The sequence below is a fragment of the Calditrichota bacterium genome, assembly GCA_014359355.1.
Taxonomy (GTDB): domain Bacteria; phylum Zhuqueibacterota; class Zhuqueibacteria; order JANLFK01; family Oleimicrobiaceae; genus Oleimicrobium.
Genome location: JACIZP010000227.1, coordinates 1 through 13855 on the forward strand (window position 1 = coordinate 1; position 13855 = coordinate 13855).

General features: G+C 59.7%; 14 protein-coding genes. All 14 read right to left on the bottom strand.

The window, feature by feature from the left end; translation table 11 throughout:
• A partial coding sequence (locus H5U38_10220) for a 4Fe-4S binding protein (protein ID MBC7187397.1) occupies positions 1-1751 on the bottom strand: 1751 nt, incomplete at its 3' end.
• Positions 1752-1898: 147 nt separating this feature from the next.
• The gene (locus H5U38_10225; protein ID MBC7187398.1) at positions 1899-2396 is read right to left on the bottom strand and encodes an NADH-quinone oxidoreductase subunit B family protein; all 498 of its coding nucleotides are present in this window, start codon (positions 2394-2396) and stop codon (positions 1899-1901) included.
• Positions 2397-2429: 33 nt separating this feature from the next.
• A complete protein-coding gene (locus tag H5U38_10230; protein ID MBC7187399.1) occupies positions 2430-3962 on the bottom strand; it encodes an oxidoreductase in 1533 nt (510 codons plus the stop codon).
• 10 nt (positions 3963-3972) lie between these two features.
• The gene (locus H5U38_10235; GenBank protein MBC7187400.1) at positions 3973-4638 is read right to left on the bottom strand and encodes an NADH-quinone oxidoreductase subunit K; all 666 of its coding nucleotides are present in this window, start codon (positions 4636-4638) and stop codon (positions 3973-3975) included.
• 3 nt (positions 4639-4641) lie between these two features.
• A complete protein-coding gene (locus H5U38_10240; GenBank protein MBC7187401.1) occupies positions 4642-5133 on the bottom strand; it encodes a 4Fe-4S binding protein in 492 nt (163 codons plus the stop codon).
• A 49-nt stretch (positions 5134-5182) separates the two neighbouring features.
• On the bottom strand, positions 5183-6100 hold the full coding sequence (locus H5U38_10245; protein ID MBC7187402.1) for an NADH-quinone oxidoreductase subunit H: 918 nt from the start codon (positions 6098-6100) through the stop codon (positions 5183-5185).
• A gap of 48 nt (positions 6101-6148) precedes the next feature.
• Entirely contained in the window at positions 6149-7117 is a 969-nt protein-coding gene (locus H5U38_10250) for a hypothetical protein (GenBank protein ID MBC7187403.1), read from the bottom strand.
• Between the two features lie 6 nt (positions 7118-7123).
• Positions 7124-7831 carry an NADH-quinone oxidoreductase subunit C gene (locus tag H5U38_10255; protein ID MBC7187404.1) on the bottom strand — a complete coding sequence of 236 codons (708 nt, stop codon included), beginning with the start codon at positions 7829-7831 and terminating at the stop codon, positions 7124-7126.
• A gap of 55 nt (positions 7832-7886) precedes the next feature.
• Positions 7887-9962, bottom strand: coding sequence for a hypothetical protein (locus tag H5U38_10260; protein ID MBC7187405.1), 2076 nt, complete (start codon positions 9960-9962; stop codon positions 7887-7889).
• 52 nt (positions 9963-10014) lie between these two features.
• A complete protein-coding gene (locus tag H5U38_10265; GenBank protein MBC7187406.1) occupies positions 10015-11544 on the bottom strand; it encodes a hypothetical protein in 1530 nt (509 codons plus the stop codon).
• Positions 11541-12041 carry a hydrogenase 3 maturation endopeptidase HyCI gene (locus H5U38_10270; protein ID MBC7187407.1) on the bottom strand — a complete coding sequence of 167 codons (501 nt, stop codon included), beginning with the start codon at positions 12039-12041 and terminating at the stop codon, positions 11541-11543. Before H5U38_10270 ends, H5U38_10265 begins: the two co-directional genes overlap by 4 nt.
• Entirely contained in the window at positions 12038-12346 is a 309-nt protein-coding gene (locus tag H5U38_10275) for a hypothetical protein (GenBank protein ID MBC7187408.1), read from the bottom strand. Before H5U38_10275 ends, H5U38_10270 begins: the two co-directional genes overlap by 4 nt.
• A gap of 36 nt (positions 12347-12382) precedes the next feature.
• Complete coding sequence (locus H5U38_10280; GenBank protein MBC7187409.1) at positions 12383-13207, bottom strand: FAD/NAD(P)-binding protein; 825 nt, start codon at positions 13205-13207, stop codon at positions 12383-12385.
• Positions 13208-13246: 39 nt separating this feature from the next.
• On the bottom strand, positions 13247-13855 hold a 609-nt coding region (locus tag H5U38_10285; GenBank protein ID MBC7187410.1), incomplete at its 5' end, for a 4Fe-4S dicluster domain-containing protein.

Sequence of the window (13855 nt, forward strand, 5' to 3'; positions counted from 1 at the left end):
GCGTTTGCCCGGCGTGCAGAGATGCGCAATACGCCACCTTCTGGCATTGCCTGGGCAGGGTTGATAAACAAGTTCAGCAGCACTTGTTGCATCTGTTTGCTGTCGGCCATGATGGGCGGAAGCCCTTCCTCGTAGCGCTCGACAATGTTGATATTCTGCAAGGCAATCTGGTGGCGAACCAGAAAAAGGCTCTTTTTGACGATCTCTTCCACCGCCAAGGGCGTGATCGTGGGCTCGCTGGGCCGGGCAAACTCCAACAGGTTCTTCACGATGTCCGAGCAGCGAATCGTCTCGTGCTCCATGGTTTGCAAGTACTGGCGGAACTTGGCCAGGTCATCTCGCGGCACCTGGTCCGCTGAGAGCTTCTTCTGGATCAACTTCAGGTAGGTTAATACCCCCGCCAGCGGGTTGTTGATCTCGTGCGCCACGCCGGCAGCCAACTCGCCCATCGAAGCCAAGCGCGCCGAGCGGATCAACCGCTCTTGAGTTTCGATGATCTCGCGGTTCATCCTCTCCAACCGGTCAATCAGGTACGGCAGGCACATCTCGAGCTCGGCAAGCCCCTGGAACACGGCGACGGCCTTTTCCCGGCAGCTATTGTACCCACAAGCGCCGCAGTTCAACTCGTCTTCCGGCCGAACTTTGTTGATCTTGGCGAGGATCTCCCTGATCTGCGCTTCGCTGGGCACCGGGCGGAGCTGGTTGTCGCTGGTGAAGCCGCGATTGAGGGGCACGGAGCGCAGCTCTTCGTATTGCCTCTCGATGGTAGCCGCATCGAATTCTGCTAAGCGATTGCGCGCGTATCGGGCGACGATGTCCTTACGAATAAAGACCGAGAGCTCGTTATCCATCTTGGGGCCGGCAATACAGCCGCGACAGAACAGGAGGTCGAGAAAACGCGCCTCCACCTTCCCCTCCTCCACCTTGTCGAGAATCTCGACCACGCGCTCTGGCCCTTCGGTGACGATGATGTCGTTGTCCAATAGGTCTGCCTCGAGGGCCGCCGTCCTCAGCAAACCGCCCGAGACCGGGAAGATGCGGCCCACGCGCGGATGAGGGGGATCGAAGCTGCTCTCCGCCTCAGCCGCCACGTCGATGCCCGCCTCCTTCAACATTTCTTTGAGTTCTTGGTAGGTCAACACTTCGTCAATGACCCCACCTACCTTGGGGTCAACCTTCTCTTTCTTCTTAGCAATGCATGGACCTATGAAGACGAGGTGGCTGTCCGGATCATACTTCGCCTTGATCGCCCGCCCCGTCGCGATCATGGGAGACACGATGGGCGCCATGTGGAGGAGCAGCGCCGGGTGGTACTTCTGGATGAACTCGACAATGGCCGGGCAGGGCGTGCTGATGATCGTGGTCATCGAGCTCTGCCTGAACAGTCGCGCGTACTCGCTGGCAACCATGTCCGCGCCAACCGCCACTTCGACGACCTTTGCGAACCCCAACTTCTTGAGCGCCGCGACTAGTTGCCCTGGCCGGTGGTCGGGGAATGCCGCCGGGAACGAAGGCGCCAGCAGGGCGTAGACCAGACGACCGCTCGCCAGAAGCTCGCGCGTGTGCTCAATGCCGCTCTCGATCCTCTTGGCCTTCTGCGCGCAGACGATGACGCAGTTGCCACAGCCGATGCACCGCTCCTTGATGACCTCAGCCTGGCCCTCGACGATCTTGATGGCACGCGCGGGACAATTGCGCACGCAGGAGTAGCAGCGCTTGCACTTGTCACGGATTGTCTGAACGACCGGCATAGGAGCCCATTCTTACGTTCATCGCCGCGACAAATGTAATAAAACTTGCGCGAAATTGCAACCAAACAAAAATCGGATGCACCCTGTGGCTGCCCAAGAGCGCATCCGACCTTCGCGCGTGCAAGTGGACAAACTGAACCTGCCCCCTCACTTGCTGCCGATCATCGGGATATCCAGCTCCTCGAGGCTGGGAAAGTCAGTGAGGACCTTGCGTGCAACCTTCTTGGGGGCCAATCCCAGCGCCACCGCCACGCCGTAAAGAATGGCCTCTGGCCGAGGGGGACACCCGGGCACATAGAAATCCACGGGGATGACCTTGTCTACGCCGCCGTAGATGTTGTAACTGTCGTAGAACACATCCCCACCACAGGCGCAAGAGCCTATGGCGAACACCAACTTTGGATTGGGGGTTGCGTCGTACAATCGCCGCAAAGAAGGCGCAATTTGGCGATTCACTGAGCCGGTCACCAACAGGACATCGGCGTGCCGTGGCGACCCGACCAGCTTGATGCCGAAGCGCTCAGCATCATAGTACGGCGTCAGCACGTTGATAATCTCGATGTCACAGCCGTTGCATGCTGAGGCATTGGTGTGGTAGACCCACAAGGCCTTGGGAAACGCTTTCAGACAGAGTTTGCGTAACATTCGGTCACCTCGGAAAGTGAGTGCCTCAACCGGTCATGGGGTGGCGACACCCCTACCCCAAATAGCAAGCACTGCACGGGTCGCCGAGTCCAGCGCCGGGTGCAGGATGTGTGGATACACCCCAATCAAAATGCACAACAGCGCCAACACCACGATGCTGAACCGCATGCTGAAGGGGACTTCGCGGAGTTCACTTTGCTCCGGAGCCCCCTCGACATTCTGTGGTTTCCTCCAGAACACCCGGTAGGCGGCCCACACCAGGCAAGCCAAAGTGAGCAGACCGGTGACGATGGAAATTGCCATTGCCCAGTAGAGCCGCTCTTCGCCTATTGCCAGGAAGATCGTGAACTTGCTGACAAAGCCGTTGAATGGCGGCAACCCGCCCAACGAGAGCGCGCCCACGAAAAAGCAGAACGCGGTGATGGGCATCTTCTTGGCAAGTCCTCCCAGGCGGGAGATGCGGCGCACGCCGCCGGTCGCGTACATCACCGCTCCTACGCTCATGAAGAGAAGGGCCTTAACAATTGTGTGGTTGACCACGTGGAACAGCCCGCCGTAAATGCCCACATACGTGCCCAACCCCAGGCCCTCGAACACATAGCTGATCTGGCTGACACTGGAAAAGGCCAGCATGCGCTTCAGGTCGTCCTGGACCAAGGCCATGAAAATACCAACCAGCATACTCGCCGAGCTCAAGATGGCGATGAATACGATGACCGCATGGTAGGTGGGCGCAAAAATCGTTACGGTGCGCGACAGCGCGTAGGCGCCGAGCTTGATAATCAGGCCTGACAGCAGCGCGCTCACCGGCGTAGGCGCCTCGGAATGTGCATCCGGGAGCCAAGCGTGAAAGGGCACCAGACCAGCCTTGGTGGCAAAGCCCGCCGTCATGAAGGCCATGGCAAGGAGAGCGATGTTCTTCGGGATACGCGGTGCCACCATCCCGATCTCGGTGAGGCGCAGTGCGTGGATGCCCTCCGGCCGGAACTGGACAGCAGCGGCGAAAATCAGCACCATGCCAAAGAGTGCAAACGTCATGCCCACTACCACCAGCAACACGTATTTGTAGCCAGCCTCCAAGGACGCTCTGCTGCGGTAGAAGGCGACCAGCAAGGCCGTGGCCAAGGTCGATCCCTCCATCGCCACAAACAGCATGAGCATGTTGTTGGTGGTCACCGTCCACATCATGGTGCCAGTGAAAAGGAGGATCAGCGAATAGTAGAGGGCCAGGCGTCCTTCCGAAAAAACCCCCTTCGCCTGCTCCTTGGCCATGTACCGGCCCGATTGGATGGTAATGAGCGTGACCATAAACGCCACCAGCACGCTCATCAGCGCGCTCAAACCGTCGACGCTTATCGCCTCCCCCACAGCGACAACCCTGTGACCAGACCAGACAGTAGCCGCCAGGCGCACCGCAAGCGCAAGCTCCACCACCAGAATCACCAGAGTCAGAGAATGGCGAGGCACGCGCACCCTACCCAGACTGAGCAGGGCGGTGAACACGGCACCGAGAACGGGCAGGACAACAAGAACCAGTGGCAGCGCCGACGATACCGTTTCCGACATGGGTTACCCTCTATCGCTTGAGTTCCGATAGTCTTGCCGAGTCCGTAGAGCCGAATACCTGGTAGATGTTGCTGCTAATGTAGAGGAGGATGAGTACTGCTGCCGCAACGTTGGTCAAAATGCCGATCATCGTGGTCTCCGAAAGCTGGGGTGCCAGCGCAAGCAACACCAGATGCACGCCGTTTTCCATGAGCGCCAGCCCCAACACCGTCTTGACCACGTCCCGTCGGGTCAGCAGAGCCCACAAACCAAGCCCAAAGACGGTAAAGGCCCCAGCAAGCAAAGAGCGCACCGGTTCGGTGCGAGCCACCTCGTTGGGCGCAAGCAGGTAGGAATAGCTCTGGAAGAGCCTAAAGAAAACCACCACCAAGACGCCAATGGCCAGCACCGAAATTCCGTGCCCGAGCACCGGTCTGTGCTCCTTGCTCGGGAACCTCTTGGCGAACTGAAAAAGGAGAGTCGGGATCACGATGATCTTGGTCAAAAAACAAGTGGCCGACCAGAGGTAGAGCGAGGGGTTCTTGAACAGATAGGCATAGGCAGTGATAATCGAGAACAATAGAATCGAATGAAACAGATAGAAAAAGGTGGTGCTGCGCAAGTTGCGCAATTCCACGGCCACCACCGAGGTGATGAGGATGCCGAGGCTCAGCGTGACCAAAATGTTGCCTTCCATTGCCTACTCCCTCTGTCTCGCGCGCGGACCGCCATGGGGCATGGAGGGACCAACGAAGTTCCGCCCCTCGCGGTGGCGCCTCACCGGGATCTTGTCGATGGCGTTCTCCGTCTCAAAGCAGCGGCCGCACCGCGCACAGGTCGCCATGTAGAGTTCCTGCTCAATGTACAGGTCTTCCTTGTGGTCTGTGCTGTTCTCGAATTCTAACGTCATGGTGATAGCGTGCTCAGGGCACACTTCTGCGCACCGGCCACAATAGGTACACCGATCCAGAATGAACTCCATGCGCGTGCGCTCGCCCTCGTCGTAGAAGCGTATCAACCGCGAAGGGCAGACGTTAGCGCAACCACCACACGCGATGCAGCGCGTCTGATCAACAGTGATCTTGCCACGAAATCCCTCAGGCAGCTCCGCCCCAGGCCCGAACGGATAGGGCAAGGTGACGCGAGGGTTCGAAAAACAGATCACCGCTTCTTTGAACTTGGCTCTGAACATTGCGCTCCCTTTAGGAGATACCCGATCTCTTGCTGCGCTCCACCATTCGCTACGAACCCACCAACGCAAAGGCCAGTCCGGCAGCCGAGGCGAAGATGAGCAGCCCAAAGAACTGGATGGACTGGTCAATGCGGAGGCGCGGGTTGACCGCATGTACCACGCCGACCAGAACCAGAAGCACAACCACCTTTGCCAGGGTAATGAGAGCATCAAGTGCTAACTTACCCACGTGCGGCCAAGGGATGAACACCGACACCAGCAGGGAGGCGAAAATCAACTGCTTGGCGTAGAATCCCCACTTGAACAGAGCCAGCTTTGGTCCGCTCTGTTCCACAAAAGGCCCTTCCATGATCTCCTGGTCGGCCTCTACGATGTCAAAGGGCAATCTGGCCAACTGCGCCACAATGGCCAAGAAGAGGGCGATGCCCACAATGACCATGGAGATTGCCGGCGGATGGGTCAGTTGCCAGCTCACCATGTCGCCGAACATCATCGAGCCAGACTTGACCGCAGCGGTAATGAGCGCAATGGCCAGCACCGGCTCCACGGTCAGCACCATCATCACCTCTCGGCCTGCCCCCACAAGCCCGTACGGACTGCCAGAGGTTACGCCGCTCATGAAGATCATCACCGCCACCACAGAGATGAGGTAGACGAACACGACGACCTCCCCGGCGAAACCGAGAGGCGGCTTGCCCAGCATCGGCACCAGCAGGCTGGCAGTCAGCACCGCCGTGAGCGCTATGACTGCGGAGTAGCGAAAAAGGAAACTCCGCGAGCTTGCGATCTCCTCCTTGCCCAGCAGTTTGAGGATATCCAGGTACGGCTGGTACAACGGAGGGCCAATGCGCGAGTGGACAAAGGCGATGAGCTTCCTGATGACTCCCTCGAGCAGTGGGGACAGCAGAAGCACCAGCAGTACCTGAAGCACGCTCAGACCAATCGTCTGGCCGAGACCGTAGTCCATCTTTCCTCCATGCCTTCGCCTGCGTGCGGCTTCCCAGCCGCTGCAGCGCTACCTTTTGCTCCACCTCTCCTTGCAAAGTCGGAAGAGGTCAGCTTTGGTATAGACCTTCACCTCGCCCGAGCGTACATCCACCGTCTCCAAGCGCTCGGTGCAGGAGAAACAGGGGTCAATGCTGCCCAGGGCGATGGGGACATCGGCGATGGTTTCGCCAAGCACCATGATCGGCACGCCCTGGAGGTTTTGGAACGTCGGGGCGCGCGCCTTCCATCGGTACGGTCTATTGTCCTCGCCGGTGATAACGTAGTGGTGTGTCTCGCCGCGTGGAGCCTCCACCGACGATTGGCCAATGCGCCCGGGCGGTATTGGCTCGGTGATCTTCGCCTGAATCGGTCCCTCCGGCATCATCGCTAAGCAGTCGCGGATGATGCGGATGGAATCCAGCGTCTCCTTGATGCGGACCACAGTGCGCGCCCAGATGTCCTCCGAGGTCTCGACCATCACGTTGGTCTCCACCTCGCCGTACGCGGCGTACGGGTGGTCTACACGGATGTCGATGGCCACGCCTGAGCCACGTGCGGTCGGTCCAAGGAGCGAGTAGGCGATAGCATCCTTGTTGGGCAAGACCCCTACGTTCGCCAAACGAGCCAGGAGCGTGGTATCCGTCACCACGGCATCCAACACCGCCTTGGTCTCCCTCTCGATGCGCCCAAGGACCCCCATGAGCTCCGGGTGCATCGCCTTGGGAATGTCGCGCCGCACCCCACCGACCACATTGATCCCATAGAGCTTGCGGTTGCCCGTGATCTTTTCGCACAACCACATCACCGGCTCGCGGATGCGCCACGCTTGCATCAACACGGTGTCGAAGCCGATGATATGCGCGGCGATGCCCAGCCACAACAGGTGGCTCTGAATGCGCTCCAGCTCAAGGATGATGGTTCTGATGTAGCGCGCCCGTCGCGGAACCTCGATTCCCCCTGCTTTTTCCACTGCCTGACAGTAACCCGTACTGTGCACCGTCCCTCATATCCCGCAAATCCGTTCGGCGAGGAACGGCACCTGGTTGTAGTTGAGCTGACTGTCGGCAATTTTTTCGACGCCGCGATGGTTGTAGAAACCGCGATAGTCGCCACCGACCACCCGCTCTCCTTCCACAAAGATCCGCCAGTAGGACGGCTCTTCCAGGACCGGGAAGAACGGGCCGATGGGCACCACGGTGGCCCCTGGTGGGGGTTCCTTCAGAGGTGGCGCCGCCTTAGCCTCAGGCGGATTCTCGTTCCACGGAAAATCGCGGCGCAGGGGATGCAGTCCCTCCGGCCAGTCGTCGGCCAACACCAGGCGACGCGGGTCTGGGTGGTTGCGCAGACGCACACCAAGCAGGTCTTGAACCTCCCGCTCGGCCCAGTTGGCAGCCGGGATGTTTGCGCTCCCGGTGATGGACTCAATCCACAGATCCTCCTCAGGCAACGGCGTGCGCACCGTGACGAACAGGTGGTCAGCCGCCAGGGAGAAGACGTGGTCCACCAAGTAACCACCATTGGCGTCGCGGTAGTCGGTGCCGGCGGTGATCACGAAGCGCCCGTTGCGCTCGTGGAAAATGTGTCGCGCCACCTCCACGGTGGCGTCGCGGTCCACGGTAAAGATCACCATGTCCGGCACCGGGTTGTCCGCTGCCTTGATGCGCGGCCCGAACCGACTGGTCATCTGGACAATTAGTTCACGTGCGGTCATGTCAGATAGGCACCTCCGCGTGCATGTCCGAACCTCATCGGCATCACTCCCATTCTCAGACGCCTCCCCCTGCAAGGGCAAACAGGATCACCACTGCCATGATCACCCCAATGACCAACCAGAGCAGGTAGACGTGGGGAATTCCCACATGCGTGCCGCTGAAAAAGCGCATCAGCCTCATGAACCCGTCGGTGAGTGGATAGAAGAACCAATTGTCGATGTTCAGAATACGGCGCAGAAGGTTCCGCTCATCCAGTTGCATTCGGGGGTAGCGGATCTGCGGGTAGACACCAGGCTGCTCATAACCACCAACACGAATTTTGAAGAACTGTTTGAAGGAGAGATATAGGCCGCGCGCCTTGTAGCGCACCTCTTCGTCGCTGTGCACCTCGCCGCAGTACCAGGTGGCGTCCTCGCGCACCGGCGCCGCGCCCGCGCGGAAGAGACTCCACGACAGCAGAAAACAGATCACCGCGGCCATGAATATGACCAACGGATTCCATGCCGCAACGGTACCGCTTCCCAGATCCACCAGCAGTGGGCTGGCAATGCCTGCCGGTGCCAGGGTGCCGCCACAGGACGCCACCTCGCCTCCCACCAGGGCGAGTACCCCCTTTTGCACAGGCCCCACTGCCATCCACGGCAGGATGCCAAAGAGCACCGAGATTGCCGCCATTGCCACTTGCGGGATGAGCATGCTCACCGGCACCTCGCGCTCTCCCCGTTTGGCCTGGCCGGGATTGAACTTGCCGAAAAAGGCAATGCCAAAGAACTTGACCCCATACGCCAGCGTGACCACTGAAATGAAGAGAGCCACAAGGGCAAGGAGCATGAACAGAGGCATCCTCACGCCGGCCTGCAACGAGGCCTGGAAGAAGAGCCATTTGCTGGAGAACCCGGCCAGCAGAGGCATGCCTGCCATGGACAGGCCGGCAATCACCGCCGTCGTAGCGCTAACCGGCATGAGCCGCGCCAGGCCGCCCACCAGGTTCAGATCACGCGTGCCCGAACGGTAGTAGATGGCGCCTGCATTGTAGAACAAGCACGACTTGAAAAGGACGTTGTTCACCAGGTGGAACAGGGTGGCCACCAGGGCGATGGTCGCCAAAAGCGGCGCGCTGGGCAGGAAATACAAACCGATGCCGATGCCCAGCAGCAGATACCCCATCTGCCCCACCACTGAAAAGGCAAGAAGCTTCTTCGTGTCGTCCTGCGCCAGGGCGGTCATCGAACCCAGGAAGATGGACAGCGTGCCGAAAAGCGCCATCACCAAGCCCCAGGGCTTGTCAATTTCCGCCACCGCACCTGCAGAAAAGAAGACACGTAACAGCCCGAATAGGCCGATCTTGGACATGATGCCGCCAAAGGTCGCCGCAGCCGGGGCCGGAGCCGCGGGGTACGCATCCGGCAGCCAGTCTCCAAAGGGAAGAATGCCTGCCTTGGTCGAGAAACCCACGAAAAAGAAAGTCAATGCCAGATGCAACAGCCCGCGATGCTCTTGCAGCATCCCGGCCATGGCCGCGCCGAGATCAGAAAAGGCGAAGGAGCGGCTCTGCGTGTACACAATGATGGCGCCCACGAACATCAGGGCTGTGGCCACGTGGGTCATGAAAAAGTACTTGAACCCTGCGCGTGTTCGCTCCGCCTGGTCTTTGTTGAATATCACCAGCACGTAGGAAGTCAGCGTCATTATCTCCCAGAAGATGAAAAAGAAGAAGAGGTCGGCAGTCACCACGATGCAGGAAATGGCCGCCAGGAAGCAGAGGAAAAAAGGATAGAAGGCCCGCAGGCTCAGCCCGGTATACAGGGGCAGCGTCATGAAGCGCGTAGCATACAGAGCCGACATCGTGCCCAGAAGGGAGATGAGCAACAAGAAGACGGCGCTGAGGGCGTCGATGCTCAGCACCAAACTGGCCCCCAGGCCGGGCACGGTCAGCAGCGGTCTGTCCGTCACCACCGCGCCGCCCACGAGCACCTGCACGGCAGCCAAGCTCAGCCCGATCGCCGCCAAGAGCGTTGCGACAAACGAGAGGTACCCGACCAAGCTCCGCTTCGCACCAAACACCAGCGCAAGCGCCGCACCCACCAGCAGAACGCCGATCGACCACTGAAATAGCACAATGGGGTTCATCTATGAGGACTCCCTTCTGCAGTGCAACCGTTCTTTCTGCCGTCCTTCTCCCTCAGAAGCCTATCTGATGAGCGAAAGCGAGCGCCACAAACGGGGCGACTACACAGAGCACCATCAGCACCACCAACGAGAAAGACATCGCAAGAGGGGGATTCCCTGCGACCTCTGCCGCCGGGCTCACTTTGCCAAAGAAAACCTTCTGGCCCACGCGTAAAAACCAGGCAAAAGCGATGATGATTTCCAGCAGGAACGGAACCAAGAGGAGATAGCCAGCGACGCCTCCCACTTCCACGGCTCCAACGATCAGGAAGAACTTGCTCCAGAATCCGGAGAATGGTGGCACGCCGAGGATAGCGAACATCCCCACCAAGAAAGCTACGGCAATGAGCGGCGCCTTCTTGGCAAGCCCGCTCAGCTCTCTGATGCTGCGCGTGCCCGTCACATAGGAAATCGCCCCCACGCACAAGAAGAGCAACCCTTTGCCGACGCCGTGATTCATGATGTGCATAATGCCACCCAGCATGCCTGAACGCGAGCCCATGATGCCGAAGGACAGGCCCAGGAGAATGTAGGAAAGGTGCGTGATTGTGGAAAAGGCGAGCAGACGCTTCAAGTCGTCCTGGAAGAAGAACATGTAGACGCCGACTAACATGGTGACCACGGCCATGATGCCCAGCAACAGTCCGGAGCCCATCGACAGCTGCTCGGTGGCTGTGCTCACGCGGGCAATCAAGAAGACACCGGCTTTAACCATGGCCGCCGCGTGCAGGTACATGCTCACGGTCGTGGGTGCCGCCATGGCGTCAGGCAACCAGGTGTAGAAGGGAACCTGTGCGGACTTGGCCCAGGCGGCTACCAGAAAACAGGCAAAGAGCAGGCTGCGCAGGCCGGGCGCCAGCTGATCCAGGGCACCAAAGTCGAAAGTCCCGGTCTTCACAAAAATCGTTACCAGGGCCACCGCAAAGAAGACACCGCCAGAATAGGTCATGAGCAAAGCCTTGAAACCGGCACGCAGCGACTCATCGTTACGATAGTGGGAGATAAGTGCATACGAGGTGAGAGTGGTGAGCTCCCAGAAAATGTACAGCTGCAGCAGGTTCGGCGAAATGGCCACTCCGATCATTGAGGCGACGAACAGCAGCAACCAGAAGTGGTGTCGCTCCTTGCCTTCGCGAGAGGGGTGCTCCTTGTTGCCCTTGCCGATGTAGTCCAGGGCATAGACGATCACCAGGAACCCTAAGACAGCCACCACGGTGAGCATGAGCATGCCCAGGGGATCTAAGAGGTAGCCGAACAACGGCACTGGCTCATGGCCAAGGCGCGGCACGGTGCCTGCTGGCCCCGCTTCGACCTGCATCGGCCGCTCTTCGGCTTCCCCGCGGAACTTGATCAGCCACGGCACCGAGATGGTCACCGCGCGCTCCGTTCCCGGGAAGACCCCGCCGATGATCGAGGCCGCCACAACGAGCATCAGCCCCACGGCCACCAGGGCCGAGAGGTCGCTCCACTTCTTCCGCAACAGCCCGGAGAGAACTGCACCTACCACGGGAAACAATAGGAGAAGCACCACAAGTGTACTCATGTAGTCGCGCCCTCGTCTGATGTCATCCCAAGCAGCTCGTTGACAAGTGCCCGCAGAAGCTCCACACTCTCCTGCACTGCAGGCGCCAGCCCAGATCCACGCCCGAGTCCGGCAGGCTGAATGCCAATGAGCACTACCTCAGCCCCTGTCTCCGCCCGCAGATAGTCAATCAACGTGCGCAACGACGCGTGATGCGTGTCAAACCTCTTCTGTGCAAGCCCATCCGCGCTGAGGATCGCGATCGTCCCCGGTTCTTGCCCGAGGTCGACCGCATCGGCAATCAGTATCCTGTCCGGCTTGAATTCCTTGACCGGCCCAGTGTAGGCTTCCGGCACGTCTCCACAGTCAATTGGGCAAAACCGCGCGCTGCGCACCAAGCCTCTTGCCAGGATCGAACCTGCCTGATCGTCGCCCCGCCATTCGCTGCCGACGCCCAGGAGCACTACCCGCCCTTTGAGCAGCGACTCGAGGGCGGCGGCCAGGCCCTCGGGCCTCATTCCTCCTCTCGTTTCAGCAATACTACAAAGATGAAGAACGCCGTCGCCAAGGTGGCGAGTACCTCAATCGCCAGATAAAAGGCGGCCACAAAAGGTCTGTACGCCGGCCTTCCCCACTCTTCGATGCCCTCAGCCAACAAGGGCGTCGGCACAGCCGAATCGCTGGCCTGGTTCGCCGGCTGAGCTGCAAGCGCCGTCTCGTCCAGCGCCGCTTGGCTTGGCTCGGCTGCAGTCAAGCTCCCGAACGCCCCGCAGGCAACAACCACCAGGAGTAAAAAGGCCTTCTGCAGATCCGTCGCAGTCATGGGTATGTCACTCCACTCGGCTCGAGTCGTACCCGATCAGCGCTCAGGCAGCACCTTGATCTGGCGCCAGCTAAACACCGGCCCGTCCACGCAAATGTACTTGTGGCCGATGGCGCAGTGTCCGCACTTGCCCACGCCGCATTTCATGTAGCGTTCCAAGGTGGAGATGATGTGATCGTCCGCAAAACCCATGGCCAGCAGATCCTGGATGACAAACCGGATCATGATCGGTGGTCCACAGGTAAATGCAAAGGTGCGCTTCGGGTCCACCTTGATTTTCTCGAAGAGAGTAGTGACCACCCCCACCGGGCCGGTCCATGACTCATCGGCGCGGTCTACGGTCTGGAGGAGGCGCACATCGTCGCGCGCGGCCCACTCCTCGAGCGCGTCCTTATACACCCGATCAGCTGGCGTACGCGCCCCGTACAGAATGGTAAACTCTCCGAACTTGATTCTCTTGTCGAAAATGGGCTCGATGAGGGAGCGCAGCGGTGGCAACCCGATACCTCCGGCCACGATGAGGATGTCGTAGCCCATCACCTCTTCGAAGGGAAAGCTGTTGCCCAGCGGGCCGCGCACGCCGAACACGTCGCCCACTTTGGCCTCATGCATGGCGTTGGTCACCGTGCCGGTGGCACGCACCGTGATGCGGAAGTTACCCTTGCGCAAGGGGTTTGAGCACAGGCCAAAGGGGGCCTCTCCCTTGCCGAAGACGGAGACTTCCACAAACTGCCCTGGCTTGTAGCTGAACGACTTGTTGTACTTCTCGTCCAAGAAGTGAAGGGTAAACGTCTTCGTATCGGGTGTCTCATCCACAATCTGGTCGATGACCGCCAGCTGTGGGAGGTAGAGGTTCTCCATTCCGCTGCTTCCTCGCCTTGTAGTTCACGAAGAGTGTCGCTACGCGCCCATCTGTTCGGGCTCCGGTTGTCCTTCACGCCGCAGCCGTTTCACCACGGCAGGCAAGTCCAAGAGCCCGATGGCCTCGCACACCGTGATGCACCGTCCGCAACCGACGCAGCCATGGTGGCCGTCCAGCTTGACATACGCATAGCTGAGCTTGTGGTAGAAGCGGCGCTTGATGCGCTCCTTAGTCTTTTCGCGCGGATTGTGCCCGGAGGCCTCACGCGTAAAGCCGGAATACTGGCACGAGTCCCAACAGCGGAAACGCACCCCGCACGTTGGCGACTCCATGTAGTCGGCCACGTCGTAGCACGTGCAGACCGGACAGACATGGGTACAACCGCCGCAGCTGAAGCATTCAAAACCCATTTCGTCCCATAGCTCTTCCCGGACGCGGTTGTTGGTAATCTGAATGATAGCCTTGGCCACGTAGGCGGTGGGCACCATCTGGCTGTCGCACTTGGCCATGAGCTCCTTGCGCCGCTGCAAATCCTCCTGCGTGGCGGCCACCAGGCCCTTTTTTACCTTCTTCAAGATGGCGATTCCCTTGTTGCTCCCCACATCGATGAGGTAGCGATCGCCAAAGTCGGTCAGCTGCAGGTCAAA

Coding starts and splice junctions, on each gene's coding strand:
- H5U38_10225 (MBC7187398.1), bottom strand. CDS start 2,396: ATGTTACGCAAACTCTGTCTGAAAGCGTTTCCCAAGGCCTTGTGGGTC.
- H5U38_10230 (MBC7187399.1), bottom strand. CDS start 3,962: ATGTCGGAAACGGTATCGTCGGCGCTGCCACTGGTTCTTGTTGTCCTG.
- H5U38_10235 (MBC7187400.1), bottom strand. CDS start 4,638: ATGGAAGGCAACATTTTGGTCACGCTGAGCCTCGGCATCCTCATCACC.
- H5U38_10240 (MBC7187401.1), bottom strand. CDS start 5,133: ATGTTCAGAGCCAAGTTCAAAGAAGCGGTGATCTGTTTTTCGAACCCT.
- H5U38_10245 (MBC7187402.1), bottom strand. CDS start 6,100: ATGGACTACGGTCTCGGCCAGACGATTGGTCTGAGCGTGCTTCAGGTA.
- H5U38_10255 (MBC7187404.1), bottom strand. CDS start 7,831: ATGACCGCACGTGAACTAATTGTCCAGATGACCAGTCGGTTCGGGCCG.
- H5U38_10260 (MBC7187405.1), bottom strand. CDS start 9,962: ATGAACCCCATTGTGCTATTTCAGTGGTCGATCGGCGTTCTGCTGGTG.
- H5U38_10265 (MBC7187406.1), bottom strand. CDS start 11,544: ATGAGTACACTTGTGGTGCTTCTCCTATTGTTTCCCGTGGTAGGTGCA.
- H5U38_10270 (MBC7187407.1), bottom strand. CDS start 12,041: ATGAGGCCCGAGGGCCTGGCCGCCGCCCTCGAGTCGCTGCTCAAAGGG.
- H5U38_10275 (MBC7187408.1), bottom strand. CDS start 12,346: ATGACTGCGACGGATCTGCAGAAGGCCTTTTTACTCCTGGTGGTTGTT.
- H5U38_10280 (MBC7187409.1), bottom strand. CDS start 13,207: ATGGAGAACCTCTACCTCCCACAGCTGGCGGTCATCGACCAGATTGTG.